This is a genomic window from Undibacterium sp. CY21W (assembly GCF_014284265.1).
Lineage (GTDB): Bacteria > Pseudomonadota > Gammaproteobacteria > Burkholderiales > Burkholderiaceae_D > Undibacterium > Undibacterium aquatile.
On sequence record NZ_JACOGE010000002.1, the window covers coordinates 198206 to 216674 of the forward strand.

11 protein-coding genes are annotated in these 18469 nt (G+C 50.5%); 5 read left to right on the forward strand and 6 right to left on the reverse strand.

The annotated features are described in order from the left end of the window. The first annotated feature begins 86 nt into the window (after positions 1-86). Together H8K29_RS05525 and H8K29_RS05530 are read left to right on the forward strand one after the other, a co-directional pair. Positions 87-2777, forward strand: coding sequence for a S9 family peptidase (locus H8K29_RS05525; RefSeq protein ID WP_186896758.1), 2691 nt, complete (start codon positions 87-89; stop codon positions 2775-2777). Positions 2778-3066: 289 nt separating this feature from the next. Beyond that, complete coding sequence (locus H8K29_RS05530; protein WP_186896759.1) at positions 3067-3378, forward strand: hypothetical protein; 312 nt, start codon at positions 3067-3069, stop codon at positions 3376-3378. Between the two features lie 23 nt (positions 3379-3401). Here the strand turns inward: H8K29_RS05530 and H8K29_RS05535 are convergent, their stop codons facing one another. Both H8K29_RS05535 and H8K29_RS05540 read right to left on the reverse strand, forming a co-directional pair. Then, positions 3402-4439: an AraC family transcriptional regulator gene (locus tag H8K29_RS05535; RefSeq protein WP_186896760.1), complete on the reverse strand. Its 1038-nt coding sequence runs from the start codon at positions 4437-4439 to the stop codon at positions 3402-3404. After that, positions 4436-5350 carry a diguanylate cyclase domain-containing protein gene (locus H8K29_RS05540; protein WP_186896761.1) on the reverse strand — a complete coding sequence of 305 codons (915 nt, stop codon included), beginning with the start codon at positions 5348-5350 and terminating at the stop codon, positions 4436-4438. Before H8K29_RS05540 ends, H8K29_RS05535 begins: the two co-directional genes overlap by 4 nt. Before the next feature lie 346 nt (positions 5351-5696). Between H8K29_RS05540 and H8K29_RS05545 the strand changes: the two genes are divergently transcribed. The 3 genes from H8K29_RS05545 (at position 5697) to H8K29_RS05555 (ending at position 12775) form a co-directional block, all read left to right on the forward strand. After that, entirely contained in the window at positions 5697-8255 is a 2559-nt protein-coding gene (locus tag H8K29_RS05545; RefSeq protein ID WP_186896762.1) for a TonB-dependent receptor, read from the forward strand. A 157-nt stretch (positions 8256-8412) separates the two neighbouring features. Next, positions 8413-10347, forward strand: a complete 1935-nt coding sequence (locus tag H8K29_RS05550; protein ID WP_186896763.1) for a phytase — start codon at positions 8413-8415, stop codon at positions 10345-10347. A gap of 265 nt (positions 10348-10612) precedes the next feature. Next, positions 10613-12775 (forward strand): metallophosphoesterase, encoded by a 2163-nt coding sequence (locus H8K29_RS05555; protein ID WP_255423269.1) that lies wholly within the window; start codon positions 10613-10615, stop codon positions 12773-12775. Positions 12776-12852: 77 nt separating this feature from the next. On the opposite strand, the gene H8K29_RS05560 is transcribed toward H8K29_RS05555, so the two are convergent. The 4 genes from H8K29_RS05560 to nagZ all read right to left on the reverse strand — a co-directional run bounded on the left by H8K29_RS05560 (position 12853) and on the right by nagZ (position 18380). Then, on the reverse strand, positions 12853-13008 hold the full coding sequence (locus H8K29_RS05560; RefSeq protein ID WP_186896764.1) for a DUF3096 domain-containing protein: 156 nt from the start codon (positions 13006-13008) through the stop codon (positions 12853-12855). A gap of 226 nt (positions 13009-13234) precedes the next feature. Further along, positions 13235-13729, reverse strand: coding sequence for a glutaredoxin family protein (locus H8K29_RS05565; protein WP_186896765.1), 495 nt, complete (start codon positions 13727-13729; stop codon positions 13235-13237). A 213-nt stretch (positions 13730-13942) separates the two neighbouring features. Next, complete coding sequence (locus tag H8K29_RS05570; RefSeq protein ID WP_186896766.1) at positions 13943-16360, reverse strand: PAS domain S-box protein; 2418 nt, start codon at positions 16358-16360, stop codon at positions 13943-13945. 457 nt (positions 16361-16817) lie between these two features. Continuing rightward, positions 16818-18380, reverse strand: a complete 1563-nt coding sequence (gene nagZ, locus H8K29_RS05575) for a beta-N-acetylhexosaminidase (RefSeq protein WP_370527140.1) — start codon at positions 18378-18380, stop codon at positions 16818-16820. Positions 18381-18469 lie beyond the last annotated feature (89 nt).

The following is an 18469-nucleotide window of genomic DNA, read 5'->3' on the forward strand; positions in this document are numbered from 1 at the left end:
GATACATCCTGTATTTTTCGCATCGAAGAACAACTGATCAGTTGTTCTCTCCGTTCCAATCTATAAAAAAAATGAAGGCAAGTGCTATGTTTCCGAAATTTATCCCCCTCAGTATTGCCCTTGCATGCTCAGGCGCAGCGCTGTTACCGCAGCAAATCGCCCATGCAGCGCCAGCCAGCAATGTCATTGCTAAGGTCACCCCTGCCGAGCTGACATTGGAACAGGTTTTTCGTGCCAAGCCCTACGTCGGGCAGTCTGCGAAAGTGATCAGCTTCAGCCACGATGGTCGTTACCTTGCTTACGTCTGGAATCCGTTTAATGAAATCGGCTCTGATTTATATGTGCACGACACACAAACGGGCGAAACCCGCCGCATTACTTCGCCAGCGCTGATGAAGACTTTCGATGCACCGGAAGTGTGGGATCGATTCGAGAAGAAATCGAAGCAAAAAGAAAAAGAAGAAACCGAGCGTCAGGCAAAAGCAGAAGCCCACGCGGCTTATCTGCGTGGCGAAAAAGTCAATCTGCAACAATGGGAAGAAGCTGGCTTAGAAGAAGTGAAGCGTGAGCTAGCCGATAAAAAAGCCCGCGATGCGAAGAAGAAAGCCGAAGCTGATGCAGAATCTGCAAAAGAAAAAGCTGCCGAGAAAGCAGCAGCAAAAACCAGTGGCACGACCGATACTGCAGTAGCAAAAGCGGATGAAAAAAAAGACAGTAAAGCGGACAAAGACAGCGACAAACAAAAAGAATTATGGGAATTACGCGATGAACTGAAAAAGAAAATCGCCAAAGAAAAACTGAAACCCAGTGACCTCTATCCCGGTGTCGATTATCTGGTCTGGGCAAATAAAAAGAATGAACTGATATTCCAGTATCGCGGCGATTTATTCCGTCTGCAGGCAGCCAGCGGCAAGGTAGAAAGGCTGACGCAAACCGACAAAGCAGAACGCATCGTCGCTTATCGTGCGGATGACAAAGGCTATATCTACATGGATAGCAAGAGTCTCTACAGTGCCGCCTTTGACAACAGTGCGATTCGTCAGTTGAATCGCGAACTGATTCATCCAGATGATGCAGAGAAAAAATACAGCATCGCCAACACGGTGCTGAGCGAAGATAAACAATGGATGGCGATCTCCGCAGTGGCACCCGATGTCGACGAAGAAACCGGTAAAGTGAAACCATCTTCTGAGCGTCAGGTTGAAATCATGAATTACAACGAGCGCTTTGCGACAGCAAAAAAAGTGCCGCGCGAAGTGTCGGATGATAAGCGTAAAATCCCGGCAACGGCCTTGTACATTCGCCGCGTGACCGATACATCTGTCCGTCAGCCACAACCGGTATTCACTAACAACGGCGGCGATGTCTGGTTTGAAATGAGTAAAGTCAGCTGGGCGAAAGATGGCAGTCGCTATACGTTTTCAACCTGGGAACGCGAAAAAAATCTGCTGCGCATTTATGTAGGTAAAGCAGAAGAAGGTGTCAAGCCAGCACTGGTGTTTGAACGTCGCGGCAATGTTGGTCATGAAGTCGTGAATGTGCTGGAGCCAAAATTTACTCCTGACGGAAAACAGTTGATCGCGGTACTTGACGAGCAGGGATATCGCCAGCCCTACATCATCAGTACCGATAACAACAACGGCAGCGGCAGCGCTAAAGCCATTCTGAAAGGTGATTTTGAAGTGCATCAGATTATCGGTTTTACACCCGACAGTAAATCGATGTTCGTGCTGGCAAATAAAGACGACTTCGCGTCAATGAATGCATACAAAGTCGATATCGCCAGTGGCGAAATGAAAGCACTGGGACAGCCCGGCGACTTCCATCGTGCCAGCGATGTTGCCGACAGCGGCGACAAACTTGCCAGCGTTGCAGGCCAGTGGTCAAACCGTCCGGAATTAAAACTGATCGACGTGAAGACCAGCAAAATCACACCCCTCACGCAAAGTCACGATCCTCAGTGGCAAGCGATTGATGTACAACAACCGGAACGTTTCAGTTATAAAAACCGCCACGGCGACCAGATACAAGCGTATGTTTTCAAGCCAGCGAACTGGAAAACCAGCGATCTGCGTCCCGCCATCGTGTACACCTACGGCGGCCCGTTGAATGACAGACACATCATTGAAACCGACAGTTTCCAGCAGACTGCCTATATGTTTGGCATGTATATGTCGGCAAAAAATGGTTATGTGACGGTTGCCGTTGATCCGCGCGGACATTCCAATTACGGTCGCAAATTCAGCGATGCAAACTGGGAACAGGCTGGCAAACCGCAAACCGAAGACCTCGAAGATCTGGCGCAATTCATGCAAAAAAACTTGGGTGTTGATGGCCATCGTATCGGTCTGACAGGATGGAGTTTCGGCGGTTTCCAGACCCAATACACGATGTACACCAGCCCGGATACCTTCGCTGCAGGGATTGCAGGTGCTGGTCCAACCGAATGGGAAAACTACAACAGTTGGTACAGCGGTCGCACCATAGGCAAGACTGAGCGCAGCAAGCCTAATCTGCGCAAGTATTCTTTATTGCCGCTGACAGCGGGGTTGAAAAAACCACTGCTGCTGGTACACGGTATGCAAGATCCTAACGTGCTGTATCAGGACACGGTGAACGTCTATCGCGCACTGCTGGAAAATGGGAAAGAAACGCTGGTCGATCTTTTCCTCGACCCGGATGGAGAACATGCGCTGGGCGGTGCGATCAAAGCCAAAGCCTGGCATAAAAAATACGAAGCCTTTTTCTTGCAACATTTAGGCTCAGGAAATAAATAAAACAGATAAATCTGAGTGACGTTGAATGAGGCATTTACACGCATCGTCACTCTGTTTTCTCTGCACTCCCGCGCAATGCGGGAGTTTTTATTGAGCAACGCATACTGCATTTTCGCAAGCACCAAGCGTATGTGCCATACCAAACACAGCGTACGCTGATCTGTAATGAGCTTTTACGATCAATATCGTCACGGCAAATTGGAGAAATTATTACCGTTGTGAGCGACACTGATACACGCAATAATCTCTTGCACTTTACTCTCGAACAAGACGCTATAAGAAAGTCACTATGAACGCCTTTTCACAATATATGTATTCTGTCCTGCACCAGGCAACGCAGGAATTCCGCCAGTTCGCATCGAAATGTGCGCTGGCGATGTTGCGTACACCGCTGCCGCGTATTTTCGTCATCTGTATCGCGATTGCTCTCGCGATCAGTCTGATTCCATTTGTACTGAGCTTATTTGTGCTGTTTGTTTTACTGAGAGTATTTCTCGGCCTGCTCAAAACGCCGCAGCAAAATCACACTTACGATCAGCAGACATCTCAGTCTTATCAGCAACAACGGATTTACATCAAACGTCTGCGCAGGGATGAATAAAATCGACGCGGCGTCATAACGACTTAAATCCATTTCGCCAGATCGGCATGCATACCTTCCCGGATTAAGCTGGGTGTCAGGCCGGTCCAGCGCTTAAACGAACGACGGAAATTATTCGCGTCGTGAAAGCCAAGATGCTGTGCCACCGCCTCATTGTCAATTTGCTGCGTTAAGAACAAATGCAGAGCAGCATGTGATCGCACCTGGTCTAACTCCGCCTGAAAATGCGTGCCGTGTTTTGCAAAATAGCGTTTCAGCGTCGCAGGGCTGCAGAAAAATTCCTGTGCTGCCTGATCCAGCGTCGGTGCACAGCGTATGTGCTTTAAAAGATAGTCGTACAGTGCATTTAATAAACTGGGCGTATTCTGTTTTTGTTCTGCGACACTCGCTTGCAACGCCAGCTTAACCGCCACCGGATTGCCGCGCGGCCATCGTCGGTCGAGCATGTCTTCTTCAATCAGCATGGCATCAAAGTGGCAATTGAATTTCATTTCCGATCCCAGATGTACTTCATATTGTTCGATGTAACGCGGCGCCCTCCGGTTAAAACAAAAGCGCCATGGCAAGCGCTCCCCACTCAGCCAGCGACACATAGCGACCAAAGCGGCCATGTGCATCTCCGTTAATACCGAACGCTGTGCCGGGGCTCCATAACTGTCCATCCAGTAAACGACAACCCAACCTTTACCACGCTTGAGTCTGGGGCACATTAAGGGCGATAGTTGCGTTGCGTATGCAATTAATATCTCGAGTGCTTCACGCAAACTTCCGGCGTGTAATAAAGCATGACTGACACCGTCAATATGACCCGGCAACATCTGCTCACCGATTAAAAAGCTGGTGTCGTTGGCATCCAGGGCTTTAGTCACGTTCATCAGTAAGCGTAAATATTGCTGCGGGCTGATCATCCTTTGTGCGTCTTCGGTTGCCGCGATATCGATGCCTGTATCGAGCAATATCTGCGCTTCGCTTACTTCCCGGTTACGGGCAAATTCGATCAGCATCGCCGGATGCTGACGCATGGCAATATGCGCATCACTAATCTGGTGGTATGCAATCATGCTGCACAGGCGCGGCTAGCGGTCGCCAGTTCTGAAGGCGTCGTCCCGGGACAGTCAATTCCACGGCTGAGTTCCTGCAACAGACTGTCTGCATCTCCGTCTGATACAGCGCAGGTATAGCGCAAACCAAGCCGCACCAGCTCGCGTTTTGCGAAATGACGCATTCCCTGCACCATGTGGCACAAATGTTTTGCCAGCTCATCGGCATCTGCCACGGTCGTTTCAGGCATGACAATCGCAAAACGATCACCGGCATAACGACACAGTACATCTTCATTTCTTAAATTCAGCAGCAGCATGTGACTGACCGCTTGCAGCACGCGGTCGCCCTCATGCTGGCCGAAGTGACGATTAATCTGATGAAAGGAATTGATGTCCAATAAGACGACGGAACAAACCGCCGAGGGGTGATTTTCTTTTTCTAGACGGATTTGCAAGCGCAGATAATCCGCATCACTGAGTTGCGTCACTCTGTCGTACGGTTTGTGTTCTCGAAATAAACGTTCACGCTTTTGTAAATGTTCATTCAGACTGAATTGCTCTATGCGCCAGTAATACATACCCGCCGTCAAAATCAGCATACCGCCTAAAGTCAGGGTGTCTTCCAGCCAGTTATCCCAGACATCCTCCTTGGGGATCGCAAAAAACTCATCCATACAATCAGCCCAGGAACCCGACATAATAGAGGCGAGGCCAAGCGCCAACAGCAGCGTGACCCGTCCTTTAGGCCGGCTGCTAAGCGTCATCAGCAACCAGACACCCGCCATGATGGCAGTGCCGCCTTCACCGACAATATCCATCCAATGCCATTTATAGAACGGTTTGAGTACACCGACATAAGCGTACAAGCCACTCAATGCGATCAGCGCGACGATACTCGCCAGAATCAGATTACGATGTAAGTGCAGCATGCAAGTCCCCGGATAAAAACTGGCGCGAGAATAACTGGCCTGCATGACAAATTCATGACATCAAAATCAATGACCAGTATTGCTGCAGCAAAAAACAACAGGGGTGCAAACAGCTCAGGTATTACCGCAAAAAACACAGCGAATTCATCTCTATACTCTTTGCCGTCCCCGGTTACAGCGGCAATGACAGCGATTAACAACGTCAACGCAAGTCAATTCAGCTCATTTCTCCTCGTCGTCGCATCGTTTCCTGGACTATGCCTCTTTCTGTCTGATTCCTGTCATCGAAACGACATATTCGGGCTCCAGAATCCGCTCATTCTTTTTACTGATGAATGACAAAAAAATGAGAACCCGACAAAGACCTGCTACATCCTTTTCCAATCCTGACGTACAGGCAATCTTCCGTCTGTCGGCACTCACCATCGGCGTTCTTGGCCTGATCAGCACAGCGCAAGCGAACGACATCACCCTCGCTGCTGCCAGTGATGTTGTCATCAGCGGGCAACGCGTGAGCATGCGCAAAGCCATTGAGGCGCAAGAGAAAGCGAATAACATCATCAGCGTCATCAGCAGCGATGACATAGGCAGTCTGCCGGATAAAAATGCAGCAGAAGCACTTGCCCGCCTGCCGGGCGTGTCGGTACAACGCGATCAGGGCGAAGGCCGCTATGTGGTTGTGCGCGGTCTCGGTGCAGATTTAAATGCAGTGACGATCAATGGTGCACTGGTGCCTTCGCCGGAAGCGAGCCGGCGTGCTGTCGCACTGGATGTGCTGCCATCGGGTCTGATCCGCTCACTGGAGGTAACTAAAACCCTGCGTCCCGATCAGGATGCCAACTCACTCGGCGGTTCAGTAGAAGTCAAATCGCTGACAGCATTCGACATGCCGGGGAAAACGCTGACTGTGAATACCGGAGCAAGCTACGATCAGGTAACCGGAAAAACCAGCCCGAATGCGGGCGCATTGTGGGCTGATCGCTTTCTGGACGGGAAACTGGGCATTGCCGCCGGCATCAGCGCTGAGAAACGCAGTTTTGGTTCAGACAACGTAGAAACTGGCGGAGCATGGGATAACAACCGGCTCGGCGGCATTGAATTCCGCGATTATCTGCCGGAACGTGAACGCCATGCTTATGCTCTTAATCTTGATTATCGCGCATCCAGAGAGCAGCAATATTATCTGCGCAGTTTTCTCAGTGATTTCAGCGATGACGAGGTACGCGACCGTCTGACTGTCAGCAATTTCAGCGGTGGCAGCATCAGTGAAGGCAACACCTCGACTGCGCGTGCAGAACGCCGCCTGCGGCAACGTAAATATACGCAACAGATCAGTTCTTTGGTTGCAGGTACAGAGCAACACATCTCAGGCTGGAAAATGGAGGCCGCCGCAGCGTCGAGCCGTGCAACCGACGATACGCCGGAATCAATTAATGATGCACGGTTCAGAGGTACAGCTAACTTTGCCGGCGTGGGATTTACGGATAGCCAGTTACCGAAACTGATTGCACCTGCAAGCCTGTCTGATCCAGCCAGCTATGGATTAAATGCGATCACATTACAGCAGCGCTACTCAAAGGATACCGAGCAGCATGCGCAGCTGGATATGAGTCGCAAACTGACATTCGATCAGCTGGAATCCACCTTAAAATTCGGCGCGAAAGTCAGTCGTCGCGAAAAGACCAATGATACCGATCAATGGACTTATAACAGCAGCAAAACCACCAGCGGAAATTATTGGGGTACCGGTTCTACTTCTCTCAGCAGTTTTGTTCAGGGCACGCTAGATTATCCATTTACGAACATTGGTGCAGCTATCAGCCCAGCTCTGATCCGCGCCCGTATTGCCGGACTCAACCGGGCGAATGCAAAACTCGCGCTGGAGTCCGCGATCAATGACTTCACTCTGAATGAAGATATCGATGCAGCCTATCTGCAGAATACATTTGATTTTGGTCACTGGAATATTCTTGCCGGCGCACGAGTTGAGCGTACTAAATTTAACGCAGCAGGAAGCCAGGTCAGCGGCAGCACCATCCAACCTGTTACTCGTGAGCGCTCCTACACCAACTGGTTACCATCGCTGCATACACGCTATGATCTGGACAAACATACCAGCTTGCGCGCTGCCTGGACAAGTGCCGTGGTGCGTGCGAATTTCAGCCAACTGGCACCCGGCATCAATCTCGCCAGCAACACAGAAGCGACGATAGGCAATCCAGATCTGGCGGCCTTGAAAGCATCGAATCTTGATCTGGGTATCGAGCGTCAGTTAGAACACGACGGCGTCATATCCGCTTACCTGTTTCATAAAGATATTAAAAATTTCACTTATACAACCAACCTTGCTGGCACAGGTCAATGGAAAAACTATACGACAGCAACTTCATACGCGAACGGTGACACGGCCAGCATTCAAGGAATAGAGCTCGCGTATTCACAACCGTTGCGCATGTTACCCGCCCCCTGGAAATATGTACTGATAGGCGCCAATGCGTCGTTTACCAATTCTGACGCCAATATCAGTCGCTTCGATGTTGCCAGTGGTAAAACGCTGGCACGCAGCATACGTTTTCCAGGTCAGTCGAAACGCGTGATGAATCTGATGCTGGGCTATGAACATGGCGCCGTCAGTACGCGCCTCGCGTTGAATTACAAGTCACCGTATCTGCTGGAACTCGGCTCCGATATTCTGCGGGCGGATCAGGATCGCATCGTTGAAACCCAAAAACAGCTCGATTTTTCTTTGTCATATCAGTTAAACAAACGCTTCCAGTTAGTGTTTGAAGCGACCAACCTGAACAATGAAAAATACTATGTTTATCAAGGGTCGCCACAATACAACGCGCAATACGAACAATACGGACGCACCTATAAAGTCAGTCTGAAAGCCAGCGTCTTTTAAGGCTCAGCAACACAGCATGCCTGAGGGCTTCTGTGGCGGGACTTCTCCTGGTGTGTCCGCCGGAGAAGTCCGCGCAGCGCACTCGTCAGACATCTCCTTTCCGTGCTTTTACGCAGTCTGTGAACGCGGCATTCCTTTTTATTTTTTCATTTTATTTATGCGTACTCTTTCTCTACAAGCTCATCTGCTGCTGGCTTTTAGCTTACTTACACTGTCACCGTTGAGCAATGCTGCACCGCCGGCTCCGTCACTCCACGCATACACGAAAGATGTGCAGGTAGCACTTCAGCGGGCACAGGAACTGGTGAGATTGCCGGATGGCGGCTGGTTGATGCTGGATAAAAACAGCCTGCGCCTGATGAGTGCCGACGGCACGGAACGGGCACGCGTTCTCGTGCGGGCAAAGCATCTCGATACCCGCCCGCATCCACAAGGCGCTTATGCGATGTTGCTCGAAGCAGATACACAGCGCAGTCTACCTTTTATCGTAGAAACACATACTGGCGAATTGCTCGCCCAGCCATCACTGCCATCGCCGGCATTTTCCCTCGAGAGTAGCTGCCTGTATCGTGATGCGCAACAACAGGATCACGTATTTTTGATCGGTAAAGAAGGAATCAGTGAACAATGGATACGCTACGGCAGCAGCTTTCAACTGCTACGCAGGCTTGCGTTGCCGCCACATATTCGTCATTGCCGCAGCGATGACAGCCAACATACCCTGTATGTCAGCACCGCAGAAACAGGTGTATGGGCAGTCAGCGCGGATGCCGAAAATTTATTGCATCACTGGCCTGTTGAAACACAGCGTACCGCAGTACAAATCTCCGAAGGTGCGCCGACAATCGTTGCCTTAGCGGGCGGCGTCGCAATCGTGGACGAACAAACGCAGCAACTGCATCGCTACCGTCAACAAGGAACGCATTGGGAAAAATTAGCATCTCAGCCGCTCCAACAAAGCAATCTCAGCAAGCTGGCACGGGCGACCTCAACGAAGAAAATTACAACGACAACCTCATCTGAGTTTCCTCTTTTACTGAGAAAAAACAGTACAACCAAGGCTTGGCAGATGCACACCATTTCCTGGAAAAAAACACCAGCGACAAACGATAACAGCATCATTATTGCAGCCGATGCACAAACTGAGGTTGTCGCCCGCTACGGCGACGCGGCTGATGATCCGGCGATTTGGGTACACCCCTCAGACCCGGCGCAGTCACGCATTCTTGGCACGAATAAAAAGCAAGGTTTGCTGGTCTATGACCTGCAAGGAAAGCAATTGCAGTTGCTGGAAAGCGGACGCCTGAACAATGTTGATGTACGCCAGAACATCCACTTCGAAAGCACCGATGAACAGCAGCGTTTCGATCTCGCGCTGGCAACACAACGCGATGACAACAGCCTAGCGTTGTACACAATTGCAAACGATGGCGAAGTACGTGAAGCGGCACGCCTGCCAACCACGCTGGAAAAAATATATGGGTTTTGTCTGTACCGTCCGCAAAGCGGAGGACTGGAAGCATTCGTCAATGACAAAGATGGACGTTATCAGCAATACCGGATCAGATACATAGACGGAAATTTCAGCAGTCAGTTAGTACGGAGTTTTAAACTCGCGACACAACCTGAAGGCTGTGTCGTTGACGATCAGCATGCACGTATTTTTATCGGCGAGGAAAAACATGGCATCTGGGTCACCTCAGCCAACGCGGAGCAAGCGGCGATATTACATCTGGTGATGCCGGTCGGGAAGCAGTTGGTTGCTGATGTCGAGGGTCTGGCGCTGTATCAGGGGAAAAAATCGTCGTATTTACTGGTATCAAGCCAGGGAGATAACAGCTATCTGGTGCTCAATGCGCAACCGCCATACCAACTGCGAGGAAAATTCCGTATCGGTACCAATCTGAGCGCTGGTATCGACGGCACTTCGGAGACTGATGGCATTGAAGTCAGTTCTGCCTATCTCGGATCACATTTTCCCAAAGGCATGCTGGTCGTACAGGACGGCTACAAACGTTTGCCGGATGGGCCGCAGAACTTCAAATACGTTCGCTGGGAATCAATCGCTGACCGCTTGCATCTGGAATACTGAATATCGAAACGATCTCAACAATTATTTCCGCAACGATCGCCACAACCATCCACTCACCCGGGAGTATCTGACCTCAGCCATCCGCTTTGACTGTTGCAATTCACCCCACGCTGAAGAGGGGAGTCACAGGCTTGTCATTAAGCAACTTTACAATCGGATGACTGAAATTACTCTGTTTTTTCCTTTCTTACGGACCGCTTTCAGTTTTTCTTCTGGCATCTGATCCGTCCTGATGCGTCACTCAAAAAATTTAACAGGAATTATCATGGCTCTTCATTTTTTAAATGAAGGCAAAGCTGCAAAGCATTTGCTTTCATTCTGTTTGCCGTTGGCACTGATCGCTTGCGGTGACAGCAAGGATGCCGCAGTACCGGCACCTGCTGAAGCGGACACACCGGCCGTGGCCGTAATGTCGGACGTGCATTTTGAAAATGTCTACGGCGATCTTAAAAATCCCAAGTTTTCCGGCATCCCTACCGCTGACGGCAAGTTTGCGACTATCCGTACCATGTATGCGCAATTGACTTCGACCCGTCTTTTCAATGAAAACTATTTCGCCTTCCGTGGTGCGCTGGATGACGCGTATGCGCGCGGCATCCGACTTGTCGCTTTATCCGGCGACTATTCCGATGATGCGCAACCAGTCAACATTGATGGTATCGCCGCGATACTGAAGGAATACCAGGCAAAAGGCATGCGCTTCTTCATCGCACCCGGCAATCACGATCCTAACGAGCCGTTTGATAATGACGAAGCTGGCAAAAGCGATTTTCTGACGGCGGAAGGTAAAGAACAAAAAGTATATGCCGTCAATTATTCCGGCTGTAAATCTCAGGATGCCAGCGTTGCCTGTACCAATCAGTTAATGGAACTGGGCTACGAAAAATTGATCGCGCAACTCGGTGAATTTGGCTATATGCCGAACAAGGCTGACGTATATTGGGAAACCCCGTTTTCCAACTATGGCAGCACAGCCTACAGTTATGATGCAGCGCTCACCAGTGCTGACGTCAAAAACCGCCAGTTTGAAATTTGCGCTGAAGGCGAAGGCGGCAGTTATAAAGCAGAAGGTGAAAAAAATCTCGGTAAAGCCTTTACCCGATGCACCAGCATTATTGATTCCAGTTATCTGGTAGAGCCGGTTAAAGGTGTCTGGTTATTGTCGATAGACGCGAATGTGCATATCCCTAACAGCGCGTTTGACCCGGTCAACGCAAAAGCATTCAAAGGCTTTGACGGCGCAGGCAATGCCGGCTGGAACAAAGTGCTGACGCATAAAAAGCATTTGCTGGCGTGGATCAAAACCGTGACTGCCCGCGCTAAATCGCAAGGAAAACGCCTGATTGCGTTCTCGCATTATCCAACCATGGATTTCTACGCAAACCAAACCGACGCCATGAAAGCCGTCTTCAAATCCGGCGCCTTCCAGGTCACACGCGTGCCAGATGCAGCCACAACAACGGCGCTGGCAGCCACCGGTATGCAGTTGCACATGGGTGGTCATATGCATTTCAACGGAACCAATGATTACAAAGATGCGGCCGGCAATTATTTCGTCAACGTGCAGTCGCCATCCTTAGCGGTATTTGGTGCGTCGTACAAGGTCGTCAAATACAAAGATCAGGACACAGTGGATATTGAAACAGTGTCCCTGAACAATGTGGCGCGCTACAACGAGCTCTTCAAGTATTACCAGACCGAATACGATTATCTGCAAAACAGCAACCTTGCTTCTGATATCAGCAAACGCTGGAGCAAGGATATTCTCAACACCAAATCCTATGGCGAATTTACGCGCTACTATTTTGGTGAGCTGTCACGTCTGCGCTTCATGGATGATTACTGGCCGTGCGAAATGAAAGAAGCAGCGACGACGCTTGATGGAAAACAGATGTTGATTCTTTCGCAGTTGCAGACTCAGGTTACTTTCGCCCAATTGAAAGACGTGCCGGGAGTTCTGCCATTGACAGCAAATTGTATGGCGAAAGGCAGTGTCAGCGGCACGCCGGTATCCGCCAGCCAGTTGACTGCTGACTGGGCGGTGGCGACGACCAAAGCGGCCGCATTGGCAACCGCGGCCGGTTATAAACTGGATGATTTTGCCAAAATCACGGCGTATGAATTTTATGGCGACTTCCACCGTACCGTGTACGCCGGTGAGCTGGCCTTGCGTGATATGGGAACAGACCGGGTCAAACAGTACAAGGTCTTGATGAATGCCTTCCCTGCCAATCCGACGGCAATCACCATGTTAAGTGGTAAGCCATCAGACCAGAATGCTGTCAACGTGCCGTTCCAAAATCAATTCAAGCAGGTATTCAGTATTCTCAAAGGCCTGGGATCAGGTAAGCCAAGTGATCACTTCACTGTCAACTTCAAAACCCAGACACTGACAAACAGTAATACCAGCTCAGCCAGCTTTAACTAAGACTGACTATTCAGTATCCCCGTTTGCTTCGCGGCAAACGGGGATTTTTTATTTAGTATTCGTGTGAATGATGTTCTTCAGAACAGATGAAAGCGCCCCAGACCCAGTATGCCGACCAAGCCGACAATAATCAGGTACAAGGCGACAATAAAGCTGACTAATTTCGGTTTAACCAGAATACAAAGACCGGCAACCAGTGCCAGTACGGGCATAAGAGAAAGATGGATATTCATGAATAATCTGTCGAAAATAAAAATAGTAATGAGAGGCCGCTTAAAAAGCTGCGCAATCAGCTCAAGCCTGACCTGCTGAGCGATGGCACAGAGAGAGCATAGTAACGTGCCTTGCGTTGACCCGACAGGAAAATCAGAATGGCTTACAGACAACGTTTCTCAGGTGCGACATTCTGTTCATTGTCGTGAAAAAAACAGCACAACGAGCGTCTGCACTGCCGTCTGACTAATCCCGGTTTGCGAAGAATGCGTCGTAGCCTTCCTTCGAAAAGCCCTGCATACGCTTAGTGCCGGACAACATGAGCGGCACGCCCCGACCACCACGAACCTCTGCAAATGCGACCTTGCCATAGTTGGTGTCGATATCCACCTCCCGATAGCTAATGCCTTTTCCTGCCAGATAGGATTTCGCTTTTTTACAATATCCACACCAGGAGGCCGAGTACAGAATCAAGTCTTTACTCGCGATAGCAGAATCTGTCGCAGGATTTGCTCCTGCTTTTTTCAGGCGTTCAATCTCAGATAGAGTCGATGCAGGAATATCACTGGCAGGCTGATCCTTAAATTGCATCACTTTCTCCAGCCGCCCTTCTCTCGGCTGCTGGTCACTAAAGACAACGCGCCCGTCAGGTGTCACCGATTTGTATATCGTGCCAGCCAGAGCGCCATTCAAAGAACAATAAAGCAAACCGACGATACATAAGGGGATCAGTGTACGCAAAATTATTTCTCCTTCGATGGACTTCAGATGAATAACGCGAGCTAATTTCTGATCAGTGTCACGTTGTGCGTGCGCTGAAAACAGAACGCCGCTCAGTGAAACACACATGGAGGGACTACGTCAAAAAAAGTGAACTACTGATTCGACAGAACATGCTGGCTTTTCTGCATGTGCGCCATTTGCTACATGTGCAGATGACGCTGGCTATTTGTATTATCGCGCCGTAAACAAAGCATTGTTCGTATCACCCGGTACCGTATCCGTATGGGGTGCGGTGAGTGGCAGATAAATGATGAAACGTGTGCCCGTGCCAACGATGCTCTCGACTTCCAGCTTTCCACCCAACATTTTTATGACGATATTGTGAACGATATTTAAGCCAAGGCCCGTTCCGCCACGCCCCATTTTTGTCGTATAAAAAGGATCGAAAACACGCGACATATGCGCGGCTTCTATGCCTATGCCATCGTCAGCAAAAATAATTTTTACCTTATCCGGCCCGATCAGTTCGGCATGAATAGTCATCGTGCCAGATGATCGCCCCTCAAAAGCGTGTGTGACTGCGTTATTAATCAGATTCGTGACAATCTGTTCGAGCGCACCGGGAAAACTGTCCATCTTCAGTTTTTCCGGAATGTCGACATGGAGTACAAACGGTGTTTTACGCAGCATTGGTTGCAATAAACTGGTGACATCGTGAACCACTGCCCGTAAATCAAAAGGACGGCGTTGATCAGATACCTGATCCGCAGCCACTTGCTTGAAATTGATGACCAATTCGCTCGAACGGTTAAGTCCGCGTAACAGTATCCCCATGCCTTGCTCAGTGTCCTGCAAATACGCTGCGAGTATAGAACGCTTTAAGCTGCCGTCATCAAAAGCGCTGCTAATCTCGCGGGACTTTTCCATCAGCGTGCTGGCAACCGTCAGGCAATTACCGATAGGTGTATTGAGTTCGTGCGCGACAACAGCGACGACATCGCCAAGCGCGCGCAATTTTTCCGAGCGCAATAACTCGGTTTGCGCCATTTGCAAATGTCCCATCGTCGAAGCAAGTTCATGATTCGCCAATTCCAGCTCTGCAGTTCGTTGTTGTACCCTTGATTCGAGCTCACTGTTCAACTGATTCAAGGCTGCGCGCGCTTCAATCTGCGGCGTGATGTCGCGGGCAATACCAAGATAACCGGTAATTTCCTGATCGGCATTGGCCAGCGCCGTCACGCTCAGAGATACATGAATTTTTTTACCGTACTTGGTAATGTAAATCCAGTTGCGTGTCTCCATGCCATACATAGTGGCAATGGTTGAAAAAATATCGATACCGGAAATCTCACGCCCGAATTTTTGTGATAATTCACGGCCGCGCTGTTCCAATTCATCGGCATCATGAAAATCTGCCGCATGTAACTGGCCGACACTTTCGTAAGCACGGTAGCCCAGCATTTTTTCCGCACCACGATTAAAGATCGTGACCAGCCCTTCTTTATTCGTCGCGATAATTGAAATTTCTGAGGCAGCATCGAGTACGGACTGCAGATCACGTCGCGCGGCTTCCACCTTAGTTTCAGCCTCCAGACGATCGGTAATATCCTTACAGATCGCAACGATGTGTCTGGCACCGTCAACCTCAACGATAGCAGCAGACAGCAATCCAGATTTGAATTGGCCGTCCTTGGTCTGCATTTTCCCCTGAAAATCACTCACCGTACCTTGCACAGCGATCATACTGGTCCAGATTTTTCGCTGTTCCGGATCTGACCAGATACCTAATTCCAGTGACGTTTTTCCTATTGCATCTTGCTTGCTATGACCTGTGAGTCTTTCAAATCCGGCATTCGCATAGAGTATGCGGCCAGTATCAAACTGACTCAACGTCATATAGTCAGGCACGGCTTCGAACACCGCCAGCAGACGATTTGCCGTTTCGCGCTGCTGCTGCTCGCTATGCCGGAGTGCAGCAATTTCATTGGCCAACTGATCACTCATCACGTTCAGTGCGTGACCGACGACACCGATTTCATCCTGACCCGTGTACTGAACTTTTGTATCAAACTCTCCGGCCGAAATAGCATTGGCAGCGGCTTCCAGTTGTCGTAAATGACGGGTCAGCCACAGCCCCAGTAAAAACAGGAAAATCGTCGAGAGTATGACTTCGAAAAAAGAGATCAGAACGGATTCTTCAAATAATTTTTTTTGTGCGTCCTGGACAAACCGGGTTGATAATCCAAATACCAGTTCACCATGATTGATGCCGCCAGACACGATGGGAACGCGCACATCCTGCCGGTCGCTGGCAACGGGCAATTGCAATGCATCGCTGGTGGCGGGCAAGGATTTAGTCCAGCCAGAATGCAGTATCAGCTGATGTTCCTGACCAAACAACAGAAAATAATCGACGCCATGTTCATGTGTACGGAAGATATCTCGGATGGCGCCATAATCTTTTTGCGCCAGCGATGGTGCGATTGCAGTGCTGAGTAAATGCGACATTTCCCGCGCCCGCATGTCTGTCAGTTGCGATAAATTTCTTTCATTGAATCGCAAGCTGTTTCCGACAAGGATAGACAGCATCACAACTTCGACGAGCACGCTGACGAGAATCAGCTTCCAGCGCAAAGACAGCTTCAACATTACCTCGCCTGCTCCACACGGGTGTCAGGCGCATCCGCCTGCAAGCAAAACGACAACGCGAAAAAAACAGCATGACTGACTGGCGTGCATTTAGATACCGGCATCAGCGGCGTGTGGAATTCCATCGACATCATTAAGACCTTGTCTCCTTTGTCTGCCCGCTATGCCAGCCCCCTCTGATCTGAGTCAGAGGTCAATTCGTCAGGAAGCGAACAGCACATTTATTTGCAGGTATTGCTGCATATTATCCGATAGCAGTTCGCTTTTGCCGATCAGCGCAGGGGAAAAATGACATTCGTTCACATGCGGTGTTCCTGATGCAACAAACCACCTGTTATCCGTAAGTTTAGCGTCAGCATACGGTGAATTTTAGGTCGAATATTCAGACCAAATGATTTGCGGAATACCGGCTTTTTGCATTGATATTCCACAATGCTTACTCCGATCCAAACTAAGTCTATGTACAGTGTCGCTTGCCAGCAATATCCACAGGAATGCGTCCTTGCGCACTGACGTCACCAGCCAGCCACGCGCGCGCAGCTTCGATTGCAGGTGATGCGAAACCGTAAGTGATCAGCGCCGGCGCCTGAATATCGAGCATATGAAATGGATTCCACAACACCAGATGCAGATCCGGCTGCCATGACTTGCGCGCTGACTCGCCATAGCGTATGCGTACGGTAGAGGCGAGGATGACGAAGCGATCGTCCTGCGGCAGACTGTGCCAGTCAAATTGCGCTGCGTCGCTGAAAGTGACGGTCTCGACATCATATAAACCGGCCAGCATAGTCGCCACTTTGTCGGCACGGATACCCGATTCAGAAACGCCATCGCTGACCGCATCGGCACGAATCACCAGACGCACCCGGCTGCCTTTTGCCGGCGGCTGCGGATCACCAACACTGGTCAGGCCACGCTGCCACGCATGTGCCATCAGCAAGCGGTCGGCAGCCTCTGTCTGACAGTCCGTGTCGATACACGGATAAGCCGCTGTCAGTTCACTTATGCGCTGCAGTTTCTGCTGTACGGCCTGGTAAGAAATCTGCCCCGACAGAATGACTTCAGTCAGTGCTGCCAGCGTTTCGGTTTGCGCCTCGCGGCTGCCGATCGCCATCACCATATCGGCACCGGCCAGCAATGCTTTCACCGCCGCATTGCCGACGCCGTAGCGCCCGGCAATCGCCTGCATATCCATGCCATCGGTAATCACGACGCCGCGATACTGCCACTGCTCGCGCAATAAATCCGTCAGTATCGTCGGCGACATGGTCGCCGGATTGTCGGCATCCAGCGCCGGATAAACGATATGCGCCGTCATCATCGCCGGTGCATTGCGGCTGACAGCGATCTGGAATGGCGCGAACTCCATTGCCTGCAATTCGGCCAGCGATTTATTGACAGTCGGCAGCGCACGGTGGGAATCAACATTGGTGTCGCCATGCCCGGGAAAATGTTTGACACAACACGCCACGCCTTCGGACAGGCTGCCATCCATCCACGCCAGCGCCAGCGTGCTGGCACGCTGCGGATCGGCGCCGAATGAGCGCTCGGCAATCACCGGATTATCGACGTTATTATTCAAGTCCAGCACCGGTGCAAAATTCCAGTTGAAGCCCAGCGCCTTAATGCCACGGGCAACCGCCGCACCAACCTGATAGCACAGATCAGCATCGTCACTGGCACCCAGCGCCATGGCTGATGGTGGCTGTGGCACCCAGGTTGGCCGCACGACTGCGCCGCCTTCCTGATCGAGCGCGATCAGCGCTTCCGGCCCCATCACGGCGCGCAGATCGGATGTCAGCTTTTTGAGTTGCGCTTCGTCCGTCATATTATTGCGGAACAGGCAAACCGCACGGATATGATGCTCGCGCAAAAATTGCGCCAGATTCTCATCCATATTGGTGACGCTGATGCGCACCATCACCAGTTGCCCGGCCAGACGCATTGCTTGGTCCAGACTCAGCGGCGCGGTATGAGGAGGTTGCTGATCAACAGGCAGGGCAGGATTGGTATTTGTCATAGGTATCTGGTGGCTGGTGTCACTGATGTTGCTGATGTTGCTGCTATTGCCGGTCTTATTCCGACCCGGCACATGCGTCTGAAGATGGA

Excerpts from the sequence above, each read along its gene's own strand:
- H8K29_RS05560 (WP_186896764.1), bottom strand. The coding sequence starts at position 13,008 with ATGAATATCCATCTTTCTCTTATGCCCGTACTGGCACTGGTTGCCGGT.
- H8K29_RS05555 (WP_255423269.1), top strand. The coding sequence starts at position 10,613 with ATGGCTCTTCATTTTTTAAATGAAGGCAAAGCTGCAAAGCATTTGCTT.
- H8K29_RS05550 (WP_186896763.1), top strand. The coding sequence starts at position 8,413 with ATGCGTACTCTTTCTCTACAAGCTCATCTGCTGCTGGCTTTTAGCTTA.
- H8K29_RS05535 (WP_186896760.1), bottom strand. The coding sequence starts at position 4,439 with ATGATTGCATACCACCAGATTAGTGATGCGCATATTGCCATGCGTCAG.
- H8K29_RS05545 (WP_186896762.1), top strand. The coding sequence starts at position 5,697 with ATGAGAACCCGACAAAGACCTGCTACATCCTTTTCCAATCCTGACGTA.
- H8K29_RS05540 (WP_186896761.1), bottom strand. The coding sequence starts at position 5,350 with ATGCTGCACTTACATCGTAATCTGATTCTGGCGAGTATCGTCGCGCTG.
- H8K29_RS05570 (WP_186896766.1), bottom strand. The coding sequence starts at position 16,360 with ATGTTGAAGCTGTCTTTGCGCTGGAAGCTGATTCTCGTCAGCGTGCTC.
- H8K29_RS05525 (WP_186896758.1), top strand. The coding sequence starts at position 87 with ATGTTTCCGAAATTTATCCCCCTCAGTATTGCCCTTGCATGCTCAGGC.
- nagZ (WP_370527140.1), bottom strand. The coding sequence starts at position 18,380 with ATGACAAATACCAATCCTGCCCTGCCTGTTGATCAGCAACCTCCTCAT.
- H8K29_RS05530 (WP_186896759.1), top strand. The coding sequence starts at position 3,067 with ATGAACGCCTTTTCACAATATATGTATTCTGTCCTGCACCAGGCAACG.